This is a genomic window from Paraburkholderia sp. BL10I2N1, from assembly GCF_004361815.1.
In the GTDB taxonomy this organism is placed as follows: Bacteria; Pseudomonadota; Gammaproteobacteria; order Burkholderiales; family Burkholderiaceae; genus Paraburkholderia.
In genome coordinates this window covers 1,720,849-1,739,852 of record NZ_SNWA01000002.1, presented here as the reverse complement: position 1 = coordinate 1,739,852, position 19,004 = coordinate 1,720,849, and the positions used below count along the sequence as shown (strand labels likewise).

The following is a 19,004-nucleotide window of genomic DNA, read 5'->3' as shown; positions in this document are numbered from 1 at the left end:
CGCTGGGCGCGGTACCTCTGTGCGTGCTTATCCCTGCGACCGCCGGTTACTGTCCACTCCCGCTGCATACCCAAACCGATGCGACAGCCGCTGCGTTGCTGCGAGCAAGGTCTGCGCGGGGTCACCCTTCAGATCGCTGTCGAAGCTGCCAGCCGGCCCCATCAACGCGACGACGAGGCAGATGTTCCCGGTATGGTCGAACACGGGTGCCGCGAGCGTGTTGATGCCAGGCACGGGTTTGTTGATCGCGTGATCGACTCCATCCACGCGGATCGTTGCGAGCCGCTTTGCATAGCGCGGCTCGAGCTGCGCTCGCGAACGCTCGCGGGTCTCGCGCGCGTCCGCGTAAATCTCCGCCGCCGGCGCGCCGGCCAGCCGCAGCGCATCTTGCGCGAGCAGTCCGCTGCGCACGTCGTCGGCGATGAAGGCGGCGAATACGCGGCCGATCGCTGTGTTCACCAGTGACATCACCGTCCCCACCCGCAGGCTCACATGCAGCGGCCGCGATGATTCCTCGAGCCGCACGACGGTCGGCCCGAGCGGTCCGAGCACGGCCATCGCGACGCTCATGTCCGTCGATACGGCCAGTCCGGCGATTTCAGCTTCGGCTTCGCGTGTCGGCGACAGGCGTTGCAAGCCGATCAGGCCAAGTTCGAGCGCGAGCGGCCCGGCTTCGAAACAGCCGGCCGCATCGCGATTGAGCAAGCCGATCTTCAGCAGGCTGACGAGGTGCGGGAAGGCCTTGGCCGGTGGCATGCCGGCTGCGGCGGCGAGGTCGCGCAAGGTTAGCGGCCTGCCCGCCGCAACGAGCGCGGTGAGGAGGTCGCCGGTGCTGTCGAGCGACTGGATGCCGCGCTGCTGGCGGGCATGGCTGGCGTTGTCGTTGTCTTGTGACACGGGGGAGGGTGAGCGAGGCATTTACGGGGTGGCGACGAGTTCGGCGCTGATCGTCTGCGTGGTCTCGCGCAGCGCGCGGGCGATCGGACCATTCCATTTCACATCGATCGAGCCGGTCGAGCCGATCACGGTCAGGGCAAGGCAGAGCTGGCCGTTCGCGTCGAGTACGGGCGCGCTCATGCTGCTGACAGCGGGGCTCGGCGCATCGATGCTCCTTTCGAGACCGCGCACGCGGATTTCGGCGAGCGTCGCGTCGAATGCCTGGCGTTGAGCGGGCGTAGCGAGCACTTCGTCGGGGGAGCCGGCTTGCCTCGCCCACATCGTTTCCCATTGTTGCGGTGGAAGCCAGGCGCAGAACACGCGACCCGTCGACGTCGCCGGCAAGGACATCACGGTTCCCACGTGCAGGTTCACATGCAATGGAAATCCCGCGTGCTGATACCGAACGATAGTCGGCCCCTGTGGACCCGCGATGCAGATCGCGACATTGAAGCCAACCGCGTCGGCCAGCGCGGCAACCCGCGGCACTGCCGCGCGAAACGCCGGCTGATGTTCGAGATGCAGCAATCCCAGCCGCAGCGACAGCGGCCCCGGCTCGTAACGGCCCGACAGTTCGTCGCGTTTGATGAGCCCGAGCCGCGTCAGACTGACCAGATACGTATGCGCCTGGCCGGACGCCAGGTCCGCGCTGGCGGCCAGGTCGCTGAGCCCGAGCGGGCCGCGCGCGGCGGCGAGCGCGTGCAGCAGCCTTCCGCCGACTTCGACGCTCTGGATGCCGCGCTGCCGCTTTTCCGTGTCCGGCTCCTCGCCGTGACGCGACGTCTCTTTCGATACTTTACTCACACCCACGTATGCCCTGAAAAAGGGTCCATGTTAAACGAAGCCTGGCGGCTTCCCGATTCCTCTAGTCCGGTCTTTATAATTTGCGTATAGCAATACAATTCGCTATTGACAAATAAATCGGGTGAGTCCTAAGATGCAATCACCCCGACTCACCGGCGCAGTTATAGAGTCAAAACGGGGCGAGACACTCATCCAGTACCGCCTGACTGCGCACGACCGTGCGCCGCGGCCGTCTCGCCTCACACCCAACTTATGAGGGAGACAGACATGGCAAAGGCATTCGCATCGCAGGCCGATCTCGAAGAAAAGAAGATCACGTTCACGCAACTGTCGGAGAACGCCTGGGCTTACACGGCCGAGGGCGATCCGAATTCAGGCGTGATCATCGGCGACGACGGCGTGCTGATCGTCGACACGACCGCCACGCCCGCGATGGCTCAGGATCTGATCGCGAAGATCCGTACTGTCACCGACAAACCCATCAAGTACGTCGTGCTGTCCCACTATCACGCGGTGCGCGTGCTGGGCGCGTCGGCGTATTTCGCGGAAGGCGCTCAGCAGGTGATCGCGAGCCGCGGCACGTATGAAATGATTGTCGAGCGCGGCGAGGCCGACATGAAGTCGGAAATCGAGCGCTTTCCGCGTCTTTTTGCCGGAGTCGAAACAGTGCCGGGCCTCACCTGGCCGACGCTCGTGTTCGAACGCGAAATCACGCTCTTCCTCGGCAAGCTCGAAGTGCGCATAGCGCATCTGGGCGCCGGCCATACGAAGGGCGACACGGTGGTCTGGCTACCGTCGCAGAAGGTGCTGTTCTCGGGCGACCTGGTTGAATACGACGCCGCCTGTTATTGCGGCGACGCGCAACTCGCACAGTGGCCCGCCACGCTCGAAGCCTTGCGCGCGCTCGGCGCCGACAGGCTCGTGCCCGGCCGCGGCCCCGCGCTCACCACGCCCGAGGACGTCAACAAGGGCATCGACTACACGAAAGACTTCGTCACGACGTTGCTTCAGCAGGGTCGCGAAGCGGTAGTGCAGAAGCTCGACCTGAAGGCCGCCATGGCGCACACGCGTCAAGCCATGGACCCGAAGTTCGGCCACGTCTTCATCTATGAGCATTGCCTGCCGTTCGACGTGTCGCGTGCGTTCGATGAAGCGAGCGGCATCACGCATCCGCGCATCTGGACGGCGCAGCGCGACAAGGAGATGTGGGACGCGCTGCAAGCCTGACCCAGGCGGCGTGGAAGAGACGGACGGAGACACCCGATGAGCACCAACTATCAGACACTGTCGTTCGACTATCAGCCCTGCCGCGAGCAGCAGGGCGAGCAAGGCGAGCAGGCCGGCCAGCCAGCGACAGTGCACCCCGTGGTCGTGGTCGGCGCCGGCCCGGTGGGCCTCGCAACCGCAATCGATCTTGCGCAGCAAGGCCAGCCGGTCGTGCTGGTCGACGACGACTGTTCGCTTTCGACCGGCTCTCGCGCGATCTGTTTTTCGAAGCGTTCGCTCGAGATCTTCGACCGGCTCGGCTGCGGTCAGAAGATGGTCGACAAGGGCATGAAGTGGAACGTCGGCAAGGTGTTCCTGCAGAACGAACTGGTCTACACGTTCAATCTGCTGCCGGAGAGCGGACATCAGCGGCCGGCATTCATCAATCTGCAGCAGTACTACGTCGAAGGCTTTCTGCTCGATCGGGCGCGCGAGTTGCCGAACCTCGAGATTCGCTGGAAGAGCAAGGTCGTGGGTCTGCGCCAGGACGAAGCGGCTGTCACGCTAACGGTCGAAACACCGCAAGGCGAATACGCGCTGCGCGGTCGCTATGTGGTCGCCGCGGACGGCTCGCGCAGCCCGATCCGCAAGCTGATGGGCCTCGACAGCAAGGGCCGCACGTTCAAGGACCGCTTCCTGATCGCCGACGTCAAGATGGAAGCGGATTTTCCGACCGAGCGCTGGTTCTGGTTCGATCCGCCGTTCCATCCGAACCAGTCGGTGCTGCTGCATCGTCAGCCGGATAACGTGTGGCGCGTCGATTTCCAGCTGGGCTGGGACGCCGATCCCGTGCTCGAAAAAACGCCTGAGCGCGTGATTCCGCGTGTGCGTGCGTTGCTTGGCCCGGACGTGAAGTTCGAGCTGGAGTGGGTGAGCATCTACACGTTTTCGTGTCAGCGGATGGATCGCTTCCGGCACGGCAATGTGCTGTTCGCCGGCGACTCGGCGCATGGCGTCTCGCCGTTCGGCGCACGCGGTGCGAACAGTGGCGTGCAGGACGCGGAGAATCTCGCGTGGAAGCTCGCGATGGTGCTGGAAGGCCGCGCGTCCGACACGCTGCTCGACACCTACGCCAGCGAACGCGAATATGCCGCCGACGAGAATATTCGCAACTCCACCCGCTCGACCGATTTCATCACGCCCAAAAGCGCCGTCAGCCGCGTGTTCCGCGATGCCGTGCTGAAGCTCGCCCGCGATCATGCGTTCGCGCGGCAACTGGTGAATAGCGGTCGTCTGTCGGTGCCGGCGGTGCTGCACGATTCCACGCTCAATACGCCGGATACGGAAAGTTTCGCGGGGCAGATGGTGCCGGGCGCATCGTGTTGCGATGCGCCGGTCGAGGTCGATAGACAGTCTGCGTGGTTGCTGCCCCAGCTTGGCCAGCAATTCACCGGCGTGCTGTTCTGCGGACCATCCGGTATCGATCCGGCGACACAGGCCGCAGTGGAGAAGCTGCGGCAAGGCGCGGTTCCACTGCGCCTCGTCGTTGTGAGCGGGAGTGCCTTGAAGGCTGACTCGAAGCCTCAGGGATTTCCGCCGTTCGCCGTGGTCGCACACGATATTGAAGGGCTTGCCGCGAAGCGTTACGACGCGTTGCCGGGCACGTTCTATCTGATTCGCCCGGATCAGCACGTCTGTGCGCGCTGGCGGCAGATCGATGCAGCGCAGGTCGAACTGGCACTGAAGCGCGCCCTGTGCGTAGCCGGAACGGCCTGAATCGCGGTACCCGTGGATGCTGCGAGACACGGCATCCACCGCGCCCGAAACAAAATAGCAGGACACCGATGACACTCAACACTGAACCGAATCTCGCGCGCCCCGACGACTTCTATGAAGCGCTGATCGACATGCATCGCGATCTCGACGACGCGCAAAGCCAGTCCGCCAATGCGCAACTGATCCTGCTGCTCGCGAATCACATCGGCGATCACGCGACGCTGCTCGAAGCGATGCAGCATGCGCGCGACGGCGCGCTGCACTCCTGCGCCATCAAGCCCGGGCCGCACGCGCCGCAGATCGCCGCGTAGTCCACGCAATCACCCTGCGCACGGCCGATCCCGGCCGCGCATCGATTCGCCCACGGCGCGACAAGACGCCGGGTTCCCAAGGTCCGACGGACCTTTCGTTTGGAGAGAGACACCATGACCCAATCCGTCGCCCCGGCTTTCGAGCCGGCGGCATCCGACAGCTCGCGCGACGATCCGCTCTACCGGAAGGTCACGCTCCGGATCATCCCGTTTCTGTTTCTCTGTTACGTCGTGTCCTTTCTCGACCGGATCAACATCGGCTTTGCGCAGTTGCAGATGAAGCACGATCTCGGATTCAGCGACGCCATGTATGGCCTTGGCGCCGCGGTTTTCTTTGTTGGCTACGTGCTGTGCGAGGTGCCGAGCAACATGCTGCTCGCGCGTTTCGGCGCGCGCCGCACGTTTGCGCGGATCATGCTGCTGTGGGGCCTTGCGTCGATGGGGATGATGTTCGTCTCCACGCCTTCGCACTTCTATGCAATGCGCTTCCTGCTCGGGGTATTCGAAGCGGGCTTTTTCCCGGGAATCGTGCTGTATCTGACGTACTGGTATCCCGCGCGCCGGCGAGCGGCAGTGCTGTCGATTTTCTTCGCCGGCGTGGCGGTGGCGGGCGTACTGGGCGGCCTCTTTTCCGGCTGGATCATGCGCGATATGGCCGGCGTGCTGAACCTCTTGGGCTGGCAATGGATGTTCGTGATCGAAGGCGCGCCGGCGGTGTTGCTTGGCCTTGCGGCGGCGTTCTGGCTGGTCGATGGCCCGCAGCACGCGAAGTGGCTGAGCGCGGCGGAAAAGGAGCACCTGATTGCGCAGCGCGACGCCGGTCGTAAGGCCGCGCACGGACATTCGTCGAATTCGTTCGCACATGCGTTGCGCAATCCGCGTGTCTATCTGTTCGCGTTCATCTACTTTTCGCTGACCTGTGCGTCGTTGACGCTCAACTTCTGGATGCCGCTGATGATCCGCGATTTTGGCGTGCACGACGTGCTGTGGATCAGCCTTTATACGGTGATCCCGAACGCGGTCGGCGCGGTTGGGCTGATCCTGATCGCGCGCCGCTCGGACCGACACGGCGAACGTCGCCGGCATTTCGCGGTGTGTACGATTGGCGGCGGCATCGCGCTGTCGCTGCTGACGCTGCATCTGAGCAGTTTTCCCGCGATGCTGGCGATCCTGTCGGTGGCGGCTGTGCTGATTTTCGCCGCGCTGCCGATCTTCTGGACGGTGCCGTCCGGCTATCTGTCGGGCAACGCCGCGGCAGCCGGGATTGCGCTCATCAGCAGTATCGGCATTACGAGCGGGATTGTGAGCCCCTGGGTGATCGGCCTCATCAAGGTGCACACGGGCAGCATGGATAACGCGCTGTATCTGTTGACGGCGCTGCTGTTCGCTAGCGGTGTCGCCTTGTTGCGTGGTGTGCCGCGCGAGTCGCGTGCAGGGTGAGCGCCGCGACATCAACGATGTTCACTGCGGCTGGGCGGCCCACCACGTCCACCCGCCGCGGATCGAACACCGCAATTCGACGACCGAAAGCGGCGGAATTTCGATGCGCGCAAACGACTCGGGCGAAGCACCTAGCGCATGAACGATCGCTGCCCGGATCACGGCGGCATGCGTGACGGCGACGGCCGTGGAGGAATATTGCTTCTGGGAGTTCTGGGAAACACGATCTTGCGGCAACCCCTTGCCACGCTTGGCTTCGGCTAATTCTGAAGGGCCGACTAACGAGCGAGGCGCAGGAACAGGCGCGCTTGACGCTCGAACAAAAAGCCCCGCCGAAGCGGGGCAATCTCAATGCTGCGCGCCTAGAATTTTTGTTATTGCGTCACATTTTGGTTTTTTCGATGATTCCATATAATCCGGACAAGCAAGCCACTTATAAAACTCAAGTTCCTGTTTCGCAGTGTCGTTACGACATGCCGCCACCTGAAAATCAGTCCACCATAAGGCACTTGGCCGATTTATATAACAATGCCTTTCCCATGCCGCGCATCATAATTCCCTGTTTCAAAAAGTCGTGCATAAAGCCCTGCCAAAGTGGGGCTGATTCTCACCATTTAGTCATATTTAATATGTCTTTGAGAAACTTGTTCTGTGCTTTACGAGCATCATAAATGCACTGTTCGAATATGGCCGGAAACATTGAACCATCGTGTTCCGCCTTCCATCCATCACCTGAATCGCGTTGTAACTCGCAATATTTGATCGCGTCATCCTGTGCTTTCATATATTCATCGAGTAACTTTGTATGAACGTTTTCAGCGGGAATAGTTACTCTAATGCTTTTATAGAGTCGATTATTCTCTGCCGCAATGTCAACGCTCAGGCCGTGATAACATTCCGCATCCCCATAACCGCCGCCAAGATGTTTCAGGCAATCAGGATTAGTTTTTGCAGCTGCCGCGCCCGATAAGATAGCGAGGGACGCTAGACAGATAAGGCGGGGGCTAGTGAGAAGCATCATAAACCCCGGATTTGAACAAACGCGACTCAGCAACACGCCGGTTGCCAACCCCCTTATTTGTGCCTACACGATAATGCAAAATATAATCTGGCATTTCCTTGTAATGCTCGGAATTTATTTTTTTTATTATCTCCTTAGCGCCATCTCCCGCACCACAATTGTAGACAATGCTCACCAAAGCATCGTATTCATATTGATATAAAGGTACCTTTATGTCAGAGTTTAGGCGCTTCTCAACCTGCTCTATAGCCTTCTTCTTGAGGTTTCGCGCGCGTTCTAAGGAAATGGTATCCCCGACATTGATGTGATCGGAAGGAAGGATGCGATGCCCGCATCCGACTGTCGGAATTCCTACATTATCACGGTACGCCATCAGAATAAAACCTTCGATTACTTTGTGACCTCCGTAGATGCCGTTAAGAGTACCCGATTCCCACACGGCGATAAATGACAACCCGTCATTAGATACAAACCAAGGCTTGGAAAGCCGGCCCGTTTGGACGTTTACGCTTGAATTCGGACTGGTGTTTGTTACTGCGGTTGCGAGTGCATCAGGCATTAGACCTCCTGTTTGTGACCAAGGTAAATTCGGATGGATTGAGCGCCGTCTGTCTCATAGCGCGTTGTGCGTCCCTGCGAATCAGTTGCGCCGTGCTGCAGTTCGCCGGCAGGCATGCGAGCCGTGTAATACGTGTCCGCGAGCGCGCGGCCTTCACCGTCCCTGAGCGTGAACTGTTCGTCATAGGTAGCGCGTGGCGCGGATGCCGAACTGGCTTGCGCGCTGACTGCTGGCGCGCTGCCGCTGTCGATGTATTTGCAGCTACTTGCATAGAAGACACGACGCGCGGGTGCCGTTCGCATTTGCAAAGCCCGATATCGCCGCCAACCGCTTCCTGTGCGTCCAGGATACCGTCCCAGCCGCGCAGATAGTCCGATATCCCGCACCCGCAACGATTTCACTGAAAGACTGACACACTGAACACCACGCTTTTTGTCCTAGGTGCGTCTGCCCGCGCGTCCGGCCGTCTGGGCCTTCGATGGTTGCATGTTGCGCACCGCCGATCACGTGACTTCCATTCCCATTGCCGAGCGGATCGCCTTCCACGGCTGCATAGTAAATGGTCAATTACGCTTCCTTGTGACCCATGTAAACACGCAGGCGTTGCGCGCCATCCGTCTTGTAACGTGCCGTTCTGCCGGATGAATCGGTAATCCCGTGTTGCAGTTCACCCGATGGCAGGCGAACGGTGTAATACGTGTCCGCGAGCGCTTTACCTGCGGCATCGGTTAGCGTGAATTGTTCGTCGTAGGTTGCAGCCGGTGCGCCCGTCACAATGACGGATTGCGCCGCGCTCGCCGCGTTGCTCGCGCCCGCCGAACCCCGGTCCGTGTTGAGAAAGTATCCCGGATTGCTGCCGACGATTACCCAGTTCTTCCCGCACGGGCAAAGTACAGAATCGCCGTCAACAACAACGTTGCGCCCCTTATCGGATATTCCCTTGCCCGTTCCGAATATCCTGTGGGTCCCCTTGCAGTTGCCGCAGGTCGCCACGTCGCCATCCAGCGCGACCTTTTTCCCGTGATCGGTAATCCTCGTCGAGGAACCAATGACAAAACCGCCCGTTGTCGTCGGGTCGCCGTTCCGTACCGCTGCCTTACGCATCGGTGCCCCCTTCGTGCGTGGCAACGGTCGGGGGCATCGTATAGGATGGATCAAACAGGCCGGGAATCTGTTCGCCATGGCGGACCGTGATGCCCCATTCATCCTGCATTGTTTCCGTGATCGTGTCGCCGTTGCTCAGACGTGAACCGACCAGCGCGAGCGGCTTATCTTCACAGAGAGCGGCACAGCCTGCGCCGTCAATGATGGTGGCCGCGCTGCCGTCGTCGTAGGTGACCACATCGCCCACACGGGCGAGGCCCTGTCCGTTAGTCTCCACCTGGGTCGTTACCCGGGTGACACGCCCGCCGCGCCTGGTGCGCGAACCGATGGTGACAAAAAGGTACGTCGTTTCGTTTTTCTGCTGTTCCTGCATCTTTAAGTCTCCTATATAAATAAGCACTGCTTCACCACCCCGGAAGCGTACCCTTTCCAGAATAGCCGTAATTCCTCAGACGTTCTTTCAAGAATTGCCAGGCAATGACGGCCAACAGGTCGCGCGGATGCTCCAGCCCTGCCACCAACAAGAAAGCCGACCCTTGCGAGGTCGGCTTTTCGTGCCGGTCTGTATCAGCGCCCGTCGTTAGGGGTACCGCCGGTCATCAAAACGAGCGCGATCCCTCAGCGAGCCGCAGCCAGTTGCTGATCGCAGCCGGTATCCGCCACCGGTTCTGATCCCGATCGCGCAAGGCTGCGACGACCGCGACATCAACGATGCTCACTGCGTCTGGGCGGCCCACCACGTCCACCCGCCGCGGATCGAACACCGCAATTCGACGACCGAAAGCGGTGGAATTTCGATGCGCGCAAACGACTCGGGTGAAGCACCTAGCGCATGAACGATCGCTGCCCGGATCACGGCGGCATGCGTGACGGCGACGGCCGTGGAGGAGTGATCCAGCTCGAGCGCATCGAGCCATCCGCCGACGCGCAGGCGCACCGCTGCGAACGACTCGCCATCGGGAGGCGCCGCCCCGGCCTCGCGAGCCCATGCCGCCAGCGCATCGGCTTCTTCGCTGGCGACGTCTGCAAGACGCCTGCCACGCCATTGCCCCGGGTTCATGTCGGCCAGCGCTTCGACGGGGACGGCGGTGAATCCAAGCCCTTCAGCCGTGTCACGCGCGCATGCCGCGGGGCTGCAGAAGACCGCATCCGTCTTACCAGCCAGCGACATCACGCGCGCGCGGCATGCCGCGACCTGGGCGAGACCGCACGCGTCCAGCGGATCGTCGGCGGGAAACCGTCCGCTGCGCAGCGCCGCCGTTGCAGCGTGACTGATCAATAGCAGGCGTGTCTGCATCCTGTGTCCTTCTGGTTGAAAGTACCGCGCGCTTTGTCCATTCATCGCGCTGCGCAGCGAAGTTTAGCGCGTAGAATAACGGCACCGAAGCGAGGAAGCCGGTGTAAGCCCGGCGCGGTCGCGCCACTGTAATCGGTTCATCCACAAGCCGAAAGCCAGACCTGAGCTTCGTGTCATCCCTTCCTGTTCGACTATCGGGGCGCGTAACCCCTGGAGAGTTCCGTCATGACTGACACCGTTTTCGAGCCAACTGCTCAACCGACACCGATCCCCCTGCGCGAACTGCTTCCGTGGGTGGTCTTCGGCGGCTTGCTGCTGTTGCTCGCACTGTATTTCGTCGGCGCCGAACAGGGCGCGACTTCGCTGGTTCCTGGCATGTACGTGCACGAGTTCGTTCACGACGCTCGCCATCTGCTCGGCTTCCCCTGTCACTAACGGGGAAACTTCATGGTAGGCAAACTGTTATTGCGCGGGATGCTCGCAGGCATCGCCGCGGGCTTGCTCACGTTCGCATTCGCCCGGGTGGCCGGTGAACCGCACGTCAATCAGGCTATTTCATTCGAAGAAAAAGCCGCCGCCGCACGCGGCGAAGCGGCGGAGCCGGAACTGGTCAGCCGTGAAACGCAGGCGGGTCTCGGCTTGCTGACTGGCGTGGTGGTCTATGGCGCGGCCCTCGGCGGCCTGTTCTCGCTCACCTTCGCGTATGCGTACGGGCGGGTCGGCAAGCTCGGTCCGCGCGCGTTGTCGGCGGCGCTTGCGGCGGCGGCGTTCATTGCGCTGGTGATCGTGCCGAATCTCAAGTACCCGGCCAATCCACCATCGATCGGCGACCCTGAAACGATCGGCCAGCGTACCGGGCTGTTCTTCCTGATGATCGCGATATCAATTGCCGCACTGGTGTTCTCGCTGAAGGTGCGAGGACGCGCAGTCGCGCGCTTCGGCCAGTGGAATGCGGCGATCGTGGGCGGCCTGGTATACGTCGCGATCATCGCGGCGGTGCAGATCGCTCTGCCGACGATCAACGAAGTACCCGATGCCTTTCCGGCGACGCTGCTGTGGCACTTCCGCGTTGCGGCCATCGGCATGCAGTTGATCGTCTGGACGACCATCGGCCTGTTGTTCGGCTGGCTGGTCGAACGCAGTGAGCGCGCGCAGCAGGGTGGGCGTGCAGCTGGCAAGTCGGCCTGGCAGTAGCGGGCTGACTGCTTCCGGCGCCCGGGCTGCATCGCTGCTCAAGTCGTGCGGTTGGCCGTGCAGGCGCCGGCTTCACCGGAACTCTCGGCAGCCGTATTCTTCACATCATTTAGCAAGCCCAATCCCATCCGCGTGTTTCTGACGCCGAACCCGACCGTGCCGCCACGGTTGCGTTCGGCGTCTTGCCATGGTGCGGGACATTGTCCGCGCCCGCGCGGCTGGTGCCCGCAAGTCCAAGGTTGAATTGCTTTTAATGTGAGAGTCGCATGAAGAAAGTCTCAAGATCCGGCTCAACCTGCCGATAAGCAGATTCGTAAGGGCGGTTTACCGCTTCTCCCGATGGGGTCTAGGGGCGATGTCCGGAATATCCTGACCCCAGCGAAGCTGGCGTATCGTCCGCGGATTTCCGCGGATTGCAAGAAAAAGAACCAGAGAGAGCGAAGAAATGGGGCTGTCATCCGAAGGGCCAACTCCTGGGTTTAAGGCGTTTGCTGAGTCATTGCGTTCACGCCGATGGGCCGGACCGCTCTGGACCCTGTCGCTTGCGTTCGTGGCGACGATGCTCACCTGCATGGCGAGCGGGGCACTCAAGAGTATGGCCGGCGAAATCGCCCCAATCTGGCTGACCAACGCCGTGCTGCTCGCGCAGATGATGGTGGCGCGCCCGGGGCGGGTGGCCTGGGTGTTTGCCGGTGGGCTGGCGGGCAATCTCGCGGCCAATCTGCTCGGCCTGAGTCTCGCGGTCTCGTCCTCCTACACTGCGGCCGACATGCTCGAAGTGCTGGTGGCGTTCAGCTTCGCGCCACGTATCTCGTCGGTCGTCGAACTGATCCGTCCGAAGCAGCTCATCCGCTTTCTCGCTGGCGCCATCCTGCTTGCGCCCGTCCTGTCGGGGCTCGTCGCCGTAACCTTGCTGCGCGGACAACTCAGCGGGTATATGTTGCCGAACCTCGCCAACTGGTTCGTTTCGGATGCGCTGAGTCTCGTCCTCTTTACGCCGGCGGCGGTGGTCTTCTGGACCGGCGAAGTAAAGGGCCTCTTGCACCCCGAGCGCCGCTGGAAGACGGGGCTGCTGTTGCTACTGGTCTGCGTCGTGACCATGGGCGTATTCGGGCAAAGCCGTTTTCATCTGCTTTACTGGGCGCTCCCGCCGATCGTTCTGCTGGCGTTTCAGGCCGATCTCGCCGGCGTGCTGCTGGGTTTGCTGCTATGCCTTGCGATTGCGGTCACTTTCACGATGCGCGGTTTGGGACCGCTCTGGATGTTTCATTATCAGAGCATGGAAGGGCGCATCTTCGCGCTGCAACTGTTCCTGCTCGCTGCGTTGGGCATCGCGCTGCCGATCAGCGTCACCCAGTCATTGCGCAACCGCCTCGTCGGGCTGCTGCGCGAGGGTGAGCGCCGCTACCGGATCCTGGCGGAGAACGCGACTGACATCGTCATGAGCATGTCGCTCGATGGCCGTCTCACCTATGTTTCGCCACGCGCGAAGGCCGTCATGAAATGGGCGCCCGACGATCTCGTAGGCGTGTATTACCCGGACCTTGTCTTGCCCGAGGATCGCGAGGCGCTGGCCGCCACCATCGGCCGGCTGGCACGTGACGCGACGGAGGCCTCCCAGGTGAGCCGCTTCCCGCGCCCGGATGGCCGGATTCTGTGGATGGAAACCTATCTTCGACCTGTGATCGATCCGTTTTCCGGCGAGCCCGAAGCACTGACAGCGACGGCCCACGACATCACCGAGCGCAAGGTGGCGGATCAGCGCCTTGCGGAAGAACGCAGCGAGCTGCAGGGACTCGCGTTCCGCGACGGCCTGACGGGGCTTTTCAACCGGCGCCACTTCGACCGTGAGCTGGGGTTCCAATGGCAGCAGCAGGCACGCACGGAAAGCGAACGCTCGCTGGCCGTGATCATGGTCGATGTCGACGCTTACAAGAGCTATAACGACCACTATGGACACCAGGGCGGCGACGATTGCCTGCGCACCATCGCGCAGGCAATCGCCAACCTGGCAAGACGGCCCGCCGATGTGATGGCCCGTTATGGCGGCGAAGAATTCGCACTGGTTCTGAAGGAAACCGGCCAGCAGGACGCGTTGCTGGTAGCCGAACGCATCCGGCAGGGCATCGAGGCGCTGCAGCTTCCCCATGCGGCGAGCGGCGCAGGCATCGTCACGATCAGCGTGGGTGTGGCGGCGCGGCGGCCGTGCGAGGGTGGAACCGCAAGCGAACTGGTGGCGGCTGCGGACCGGGCGCTGTATGCGGCAAAGAAACGCGGCCGCAACCGCACCTGTGTGGCGGACACGTATGACGTGGGCGATGTGACAGCGTGAAGGGGCTTCAGGCCGAACCGGATGGAACGGGTCGGGTAGGCGTCGGCAGTGGATATCCACGAGTCGTCTGCAATGGCGTGCAACCGGCCCGTTGTGCGTCAGCCGCACATTTCTCGATCCGGGGACGCCGCGATCTCTGGAATAATGATCCGCTCGTGACATGATGTCCGGATCGAAAGGAGAACCTCGCGATGTCCCTCGCTGAATCCAAAGTGCCCCGCGTGCTGTTGACGAACGACGACGGCATCGATGCGCCCGGTCTTGCGGTGCTCGAAGCCGTCGCGGCCGAGCTTGCAGACGAAGTCTGGGTTGTCGCGCCTGAGCACGATCAGAGCGGCACGTCGCATTCGATCAGTCTGCATTCGCCGCTGCGCGTGACCCAGCAGGGCGAACGGCGCTTCGGCGTCGTGGGTACGCCGGGCGATTGCGTCGTGATGGCCGTGCGTCATCTGATGGTCAATGCGCCGCCAACGGTCGTACTTTCAGGCATCAATCGCGGCGCCAATCTCGGCGTCGAGACGATGTTCTCCGGCACCGTCGGCGCGGCGATGACCGGGTTGCTGCTCGGCCTGCCCGCCATCGCATTGAGCCAGGCCTTCCGCGACCGCGAGAAGGTCCGCTGGGATACGGCGCGCGCGCTCGCGCCCGGCGTGATCCGCCAGTTGCTCGCGGTCTCGCACCATGCACCGACGTGTCTGAACGTGAATTTCCCCGACGTCGACGCCGCGGTTGCCGGGCCGCTCACGGTGACGAGGCAGGGCGTCGGTCTTGTCGAAGGGATCGACGTGGTGCCGCAGGTCGACCCGCGCGGCTTTGCCTATCACTGGCTGCGCTTTCAGCGCGGGCCGCGCGAGAACGCGCCCGATAGCGAAACGGCCGTGGTGGCCTCAGGCCGCGTGTCGGTCACTCCGCTCAACTTCGATCGTACCGACGAACAGACCTTTGCCACGCTGGCAGCCGCATTGCAGAGCGCGGAATGAACTGGTCAGGCCCAGCGCAGGGTGATCGCCGGCGGACCGCGCCGGCTCAGGTCGCAAGAGCCTGACGAATCGCGCCGGCGAGTTCGGCTGCCGCAAACTTCGGGACATAGCCGTTCGCGCCAGCGTTCTTCACGTGCGCTTCATTCGCGGCGCCCGTCAGCGACGAGTGGATGAGGACCGGAATGTCACGCGTGCGCTCGTCGCCCTTGATCTTGCGTGTCAGCATGAAGCCGTCCATTTCCGGCATCTCCAGGTCCGTCAGGACAAGGGCGATGGTGTCCCGTACCCGCCTTCCCTGCGCCTGGGCCTTGTCGGCTAGATTCTGTAGCCTGTTCCAGGCCTCCTCGCCCGTCTTCGCCATCTCGTAGTCTGCCCCGATCGCGCTCAGCGCCTGCTCGATCAGCTTGCGCGCAAAGCCGGAGTCGTCGGCCGCGAGAATCTTCGTGCCGCTCAAGAGGCCGAGCGCCTCGCCGACCGATGTCGGGTCCACGGCCGGATGCTGGGAGGGAAACACATCGCGCAGCACCTGCTCGACGTCGATGACCTGGGCGAGGCGCGAATCGCCCGTGTTGCCGTCGATGCGCGCGATGCTGGTGACGAGATTCCCGCCCGCCGCGCCTTCGGCGGACAGCACCTGGTTCCATTCGAGCCGGACAATGTCGTCGACTTCCTCGACGGCGAACGCCTGCGTCGAGCGGGCAAACTCGGTGACGAGCAGAATGTTCAGACCTCGCGACGGCTCGCAACCCATTAGCCGAGGCAGGTCGATCACCGGAATGATCTGCCCGCGAATGTCCACCGCACCCATCACGTAGGGCGACGAACCGGCGATCGGCGTGACGGGCGGCATCGTGGAGATTTCACGTACCTTGAACACGTTGATCCCGTATAGCTCGTGCGCGTCGCTGCCTGGCACTGAGCCAAGCCGGTACAACAGTAGCTCGAACTTATTGGAACTCGTCAGGCTGCTGCGCTCGTGATTCGGATGTTGATCGGCTGACATGGGAAGGGCTCCGGGTTTCGATGCGAGCGTTGCGCCTTGACCCTGTGCGATCCGGCGTGAACCTCGTGCGTCTATTTGTTATCGGCCCCGTGGGCGGAAAGTTCAGTCGTCCATTCGTCATGGTCGGACGGCAAAGTTCTGGCCGCCGGCGGCGGTGGGCGGCGTTTGTCGCGATTGTGATGTAAACGCAAACAGTGATTTCGAATCTTAGGTATTTACCCCAAGTCTCCATGCTCCTAGACTCTCTTCAACGGGTTCAGACAAGCAGTTTGCCCGACTTTGGAAAACAATCTCTGGAGGTACTGATCATGAAATCGCTCATCAATGCTGTTGCTCTTGCTGCTCTTATCGCCGTTCCGGTCGCTTCGTTCGCGCAATCGAACCAGCCTGTGACCCGCGCTCAGGTGCGTGCCGAACTGGTACAACTCGAGAAGGCCGGCTACAACCCGGGTCTTTCCGATGACACCACGTATCCGGCGAACATTCAGGCTGCCGAAGCTCGCGTCGCTGCTCAAAACAGCGGCTACGGTTCGTCCACGAGCGGTTCGTCGCAGGCAGGCGCTCGTGCAGAGTCTACGGTGAGCAGCTATTCGCCGCGGGTGTACGTCGCTCACTAAGTTGCATCCAGGCCGCAACTGATTTGAGGCGGCTGCAATAACAAACGCGGTCCGCCGCAAACGAACAGGCTCGCCTCTGAACGATCGGGGCGGGCCTGTTTCGCTTTATCGGACGGAGTCGAATGAGCCGGCCCTCCGGCGGCATATCCGGTGCTTTCTACGAAGGCATGAACATCGCCACTGCCGCCGCGCCCATCACCGCGGCCGCGATCCATCCGCGGACGATCAGCGGCCGGCTCGCCGTGAATGTGCCCATCACCGATTTCTTCGACACCAGGATGATGATGACGACCAGCAGCGGCACTGCGACGATCCCGTTGATCACGGCGCTCCAGAACAACGCCTTCATGGGACTGACCGGCGAATACTGGATACCGAGTCCGGCGAGCACGCTGACGGCGATGATGCCGTAGAACCCGCGCGCATCGCTGACCTTCCGCTCGAGTCCTTCCTTCCATCCCATCGCTTCGGAAAGGGCATAGGCGCCGGAACCCGCCAGCACGGGTACGCCGATCAGGCCGACGCCGAGAATGCCAAGCGCGAATAGCAGATAAGCGAAATTGCCGGCAAGGGGCCGTAGTGCGCTGGCTGCCTGCGCCGCCGTGCTGATGTCCGTCACGCCGGCGACGTGAAGGGTGACAGCGGTTGCCAGAATAATGAACCAGGCGGTGATATCGGAGTAGAGCATGCCGCTCCATGTGTCCCACCGGATGCGTCGCAGTTCCGTACGTGCGGCGCGCGGGTCGCGTACGAGCGGCGCACCACCGCGTTGCGCCTGCATGTCTTCGACTTCTTCGGAAGCCTGCCAGAAAAACAGATACGGGCTGATGGTCGTGCCGAAGACGCCGACCACGACCGCGGCGGCCGTGGCGTCTGGCGTGAATCTCGGCCAGACCGTGCGCAGCGCGACCTGCCCCCAGGGAACATGAACCGTAAACAGCACAGCCGCGTAGGCAAGCAGCGATACGGTGAGCCACTTCAAAAAGAACACGTACCGATGATACGGGACGAACATCTGCAGCAACAGCGTCGCGAATACGAAGAACGCCGTCATCAGGTGGCGATTGATACCGGAGACGAGTTCCGCCACTTCCCCCATGGCGGCGACGTCGGCGGCAATGTTGAGGGTGTTGGCGACGAGCAGTAGCAGCACGACGACCTGAAGCACGACCGGCGGGAATGCGCTCTTGATGTTCGCCGCGAGCCCTTTTCCGGTCACCCTGCCGAGGTTTGCACACATCGATTGAACGGCGGCCATCAAGGGGAAGGCCAGCGGCATCGTCCAAAGCATGTTCAGGCCGAATTGTGCGCCCGCCTGCGAGTAGGTGGCGATGCCGCTCGGATCGTCGTCCGCTACGCCGGTGATAAGCCCTGGTCCGATCCGCGCCAGCGGATGTTCTTTCAGACGCTCCCAAAGCACCCTGAAGGCGCTCGCGCGAGCCGTTCCATCAACGTCCATTGATTCACCTCGCGATGGCGAAACCAGCACGGGTTTCGACGACAGAAGAAGGGAGCCGTCTTGCAGACCGTTTCTCCACTCAGGATGAGGGCGGAGGCTTCGTCTGTCTGGCAGCGGGTATCACTGTGCGTAGCGAGCGATCTCGCTTCGCATATTGAACGTGGCGCGTGATCGGTACGCGTTGATGTAGATCAAGGTCTCGCACGACTACAACGTTGCGGACGCTGCAAACAGCCCGTCTTTTTACGGCATTTTTTCTTGCGAGGCGCACACGACGAACCCTAAACTTCAGGCAGCTTGATGAGAGTCGAGGTTGTCATTGTGAAGCAACGTACTGCACTGAAGAAGCCCGTCAAGGTCGCGTATGTTCATCGAGGTATGCCGGGCGTCATCATCCGGCGCTTCGATCCCGGGTGCGATTCGTTCGATGAACTGACTTCGGTGCTGCATCGTGCGTTCGCCCGGCTTGGCGGCATGGGGCTCAATTGCACGTGCGTGGATCAACCGGTCTCTGTCACAAAGACGCGCGCAACGCGCGGCGATTGCTACGTTGCAGTGTGTGACGGCCGTCTTGTTGGGACGATGACGCTCTATGCCCAGGATCACGATTCGCCGTGTGCGCTGTATCGGCATCAGGACATCGCCAGCGTGCGTCAGTTCGGCGTCGATCCGGCGTGGCAGAACAGAGGTGTCGGATGGCTCTTGCTGGCTCTGGCCGAACACCTGGCCGCGACGCGTGGTTATGCCGAGCTCGCGCTCGACACGCCTCAGCCCGCCGCGCATCTGATCGCTTTCTATCGCCGGCAAGGCTTTCGTATCGCAGATTTCGTGAGGTTCGACGGCAAGCGCTACGACAGTGCGATCCTCATAAAATCCGCGACGGCTGCCCGCACCCCTGCGGCATGGTCAGGCCGGCTTGAATTGCCGGGGCGCACCATGGCCCGTGCCGCATGACGTGCCGCGCA

Annotated in this window: 21 protein-coding genes and 1 riboswitch; of the genes, 10 read left to right on the top strand and 11 right to left on the bottom strand. The window is 62.0% G+C overall.

The window, feature by feature from the left end; all coding sequences use genetic code 11:
- Window positions 1–27 precede the first annotated feature (27 nt).
- Both B0G77_RS29850 and B0G77_RS29845 read right to left on the bottom strand, forming a co-directional pair.
- The gene (locus B0G77_RS29850) at window positions 28–897 is read right to left on the bottom strand and encodes an IclR family transcriptional regulator (protein ID WP_243751272.1); all 870 of its coding nucleotides are present in this window, start codon (window positions 895–897) and stop codon (window positions 28–30) included.
- 21 nt (window positions 898–918) lie between these two features.
- Window positions 919–1,740, bottom strand: coding sequence for an IclR family transcriptional regulator (locus tag B0G77_RS29845; RefSeq protein WP_243751271.1), 822 nt, complete (start codon window positions 1,738–1,740; stop codon window positions 919–921).
- A gap of 267 nt (window positions 1,741–2,007) precedes the next feature.
- On the opposite strand from B0G77_RS29845, the gene B0G77_RS29840 reads away from it, so the two are divergent.
- The 4 genes from B0G77_RS29840 (at window position 2,008) to B0G77_RS29825 (ending at window position 6,473) form a co-directional block, all read left to right on the top strand.
- The gene (locus tag B0G77_RS29840; protein WP_133665491.1) at window positions 2,008–2,967 is read left to right on the top strand and encodes an MBL fold metallo-hydrolase; all 960 of its coding nucleotides are present in this window, start codon (window positions 2,008–2,010) and stop codon (window positions 2,965–2,967) included.
- Between the two features lie 36 nt (window positions 2,968–3,003).
- Window positions 3,004–4,722 carry an FAD-dependent oxidoreductase gene (locus B0G77_RS29835; RefSeq protein ID WP_133665490.1) on the top strand — a complete coding sequence of 573 codons (1,719 nt, stop codon included), beginning with the start codon at window positions 3,004–3,006 and terminating at the stop codon, window positions 4,720–4,722.
- 68 nt (window positions 4,723–4,790) lie between these two features.
- Window positions 4,791–5,033 carry a DUF2783 domain-containing protein gene (locus B0G77_RS29830; protein WP_133665489.1) on the top strand — a complete coding sequence of 81 codons (243 nt, stop codon included), beginning with the start codon at window positions 4,791–4,793 and terminating at the stop codon, window positions 5,031–5,033.
- A gap of 114 nt (window positions 5,034–5,147) precedes the next feature.
- Window positions 5,148–6,473 (top strand): MFS transporter, encoded by a 1,326-nt coding sequence (locus tag B0G77_RS29825; protein ID WP_133665488.1) that lies wholly within the window; start codon window positions 5,148–5,150, stop codon window positions 6,471–6,473.
- A 21-nt stretch (window positions 6,474–6,494) separates the two neighbouring features.
- On the opposite strand, the gene B0G77_RS29820 is transcribed toward B0G77_RS29825, so the two are convergent.
- The 7 genes from B0G77_RS29820 to B0G77_RS29790 all read right to left on the bottom strand — a co-directional run bounded on the left by B0G77_RS29820 (window position 6,495) and on the right by B0G77_RS29790 (window position 10,454).
- On the bottom strand, window positions 6,495–6,710 hold the full coding sequence (locus B0G77_RS29820; protein ID WP_133665487.1) for a histidine phosphatase family protein: 216 nt from the start codon (window positions 6,708–6,710) through the stop codon (window positions 6,495–6,497).
- A 370-nt stretch (window positions 6,711–7,080) separates the two neighbouring features.
- Complete coding sequence (locus B0G77_RS29815) at window positions 7,081–7,491, bottom strand: hypothetical protein (protein ID WP_243751270.1); 411 nt, start codon at window positions 7,489–7,491, stop codon at window positions 7,081–7,083.
- Entirely contained in the window at window positions 7,478–8,053 is a 576-nt protein-coding gene (locus B0G77_RS29810; RefSeq protein WP_133665486.1) for a lysozyme, read from the bottom strand. The genes B0G77_RS29815 and B0G77_RS29810 overlap by 14 nt, the downstream gene beginning before the upstream one ends.
- Window positions 8,053–8,355, bottom strand: a complete 303-nt coding sequence (locus B0G77_RS29805; RefSeq protein WP_133665485.1) for a hypothetical protein — start codon at window positions 8,353–8,355, stop codon at window positions 8,053–8,055. Before B0G77_RS29805 ends, B0G77_RS29810 begins: the two co-directional genes overlap by 1 nt.
- 265 nt (window positions 8,356–8,620) lie before the next feature.
- Window positions 8,621–9,157 (bottom strand): PAAR domain-containing protein, encoded by a 537-nt coding sequence (locus B0G77_RS44715; RefSeq protein WP_243751269.1) that lies wholly within the window; start codon window positions 9,155–9,157, stop codon window positions 8,621–8,623.
- Entirely contained in the window at window positions 9,150–9,530 is a 381-nt protein-coding gene (locus B0G77_RS29795; protein WP_133665484.1) for a PAAR domain-containing protein, read from the bottom strand. The genes B0G77_RS44715 and B0G77_RS29795 overlap by 8 nt, the downstream gene beginning before the upstream one ends.
- Window positions 9,531–9,872: 342 nt before the next feature.
- Window positions 9,873–10,454 (bottom strand): histidine phosphatase family protein, encoded by a 582-nt coding sequence (locus B0G77_RS29790; protein WP_133665483.1) that lies wholly within the window; start codon window positions 10,452–10,454, stop codon window positions 9,873–9,875.
- A gap of 44 nt (window positions 10,455–10,498) precedes the next feature.
- Window positions 10,499–10,638, top strand: a riboswitch (cobalamin riboswitch).
- 41 nt (window positions 10,639–10,679) lie between these two features.
- Between B0G77_RS29790 and B0G77_RS29785 the strand changes: the two genes are divergently transcribed.
- From B0G77_RS29785 to surE, 4 genes are all read left to right on the top strand, one after another.
- Entirely contained in the window at window positions 10,680–10,889 is a 210-nt protein-coding gene (locus B0G77_RS29785) for a CbtB-domain containing protein (protein WP_133665482.1), read from the top strand.
- A gap of 12 nt (window positions 10,890–10,901) precedes the next feature.
- Entirely contained in the window at window positions 10,902–11,648 is a 747-nt protein-coding gene (locus B0G77_RS29780; RefSeq protein WP_133665481.1) for a CbtA family protein, read from the top strand.
- A gap of 499 nt (window positions 11,649–12,147) precedes the next feature.
- Complete coding sequence (locus B0G77_RS29775; RefSeq protein WP_166656305.1) at window positions 12,148–13,980, top strand: diguanylate cyclase; 1,833 nt, start codon at window positions 12,148–12,150, stop codon at window positions 13,978–13,980.
- A 191-nt stretch (window positions 13,981–14,171) separates the two neighbouring features.
- Window positions 14,172–14,960 (top strand): 5'/3'-nucleotidase SurE, encoded by a 789-nt coding sequence (gene surE / locus B0G77_RS29770; RefSeq protein ID WP_133665479.1) that lies wholly within the window; start codon window positions 14,172–14,174, stop codon window positions 14,958–14,960.
- Between the two features lie 46 nt (window positions 14,961–15,006).
- On the opposite strand, the gene B0G77_RS29765 is transcribed toward surE, so the two are convergent.
- Complete coding sequence (locus B0G77_RS29765; protein ID WP_133665478.1) at window positions 15,007–15,963, bottom strand: chemotaxis protein; 957 nt, start codon at window positions 15,961–15,963, stop codon at window positions 15,007–15,009.
- Between the two features lie 308 nt (window positions 15,964–16,271).
- On the opposite strand from B0G77_RS29765, the gene B0G77_RS29760 reads away from it, so the two are divergent.
- Window positions 16,272–16,580: a DUF4148 domain-containing protein gene (locus B0G77_RS29760; RefSeq protein WP_133665477.1), complete on the top strand. Its 309-nt coding sequence runs from the start codon at window positions 16,272–16,274 to the stop codon at window positions 16,578–16,580.
- Between the two features lie 157 nt (window positions 16,581–16,737).
- Here B0G77_RS29760 and B0G77_RS29755 read toward each other — a convergent pair whose 3' ends face one another.
- A complete protein-coding gene (locus B0G77_RS29755; RefSeq protein ID WP_133665476.1) occupies window positions 16,738–18,039 on the bottom strand; it encodes a divalent metal cation transporter in 1,302 nt (433 codons plus the stop codon).
- A gap of 378 nt (window positions 18,040–18,417) precedes the next feature.
- On the opposite strand from B0G77_RS29755, the gene B0G77_RS29750 reads away from it, so the two are divergent.
- Complete coding sequence (locus tag B0G77_RS29750; RefSeq protein ID WP_243751407.1) at window positions 18,418–18,993, top strand: GNAT family N-acetyltransferase; 576 nt, start codon at window positions 18,418–18,420, stop codon at window positions 18,991–18,993.
- The last annotated feature ends 11 nt before the right edge of the window (window positions 18,994–19,004 follow it).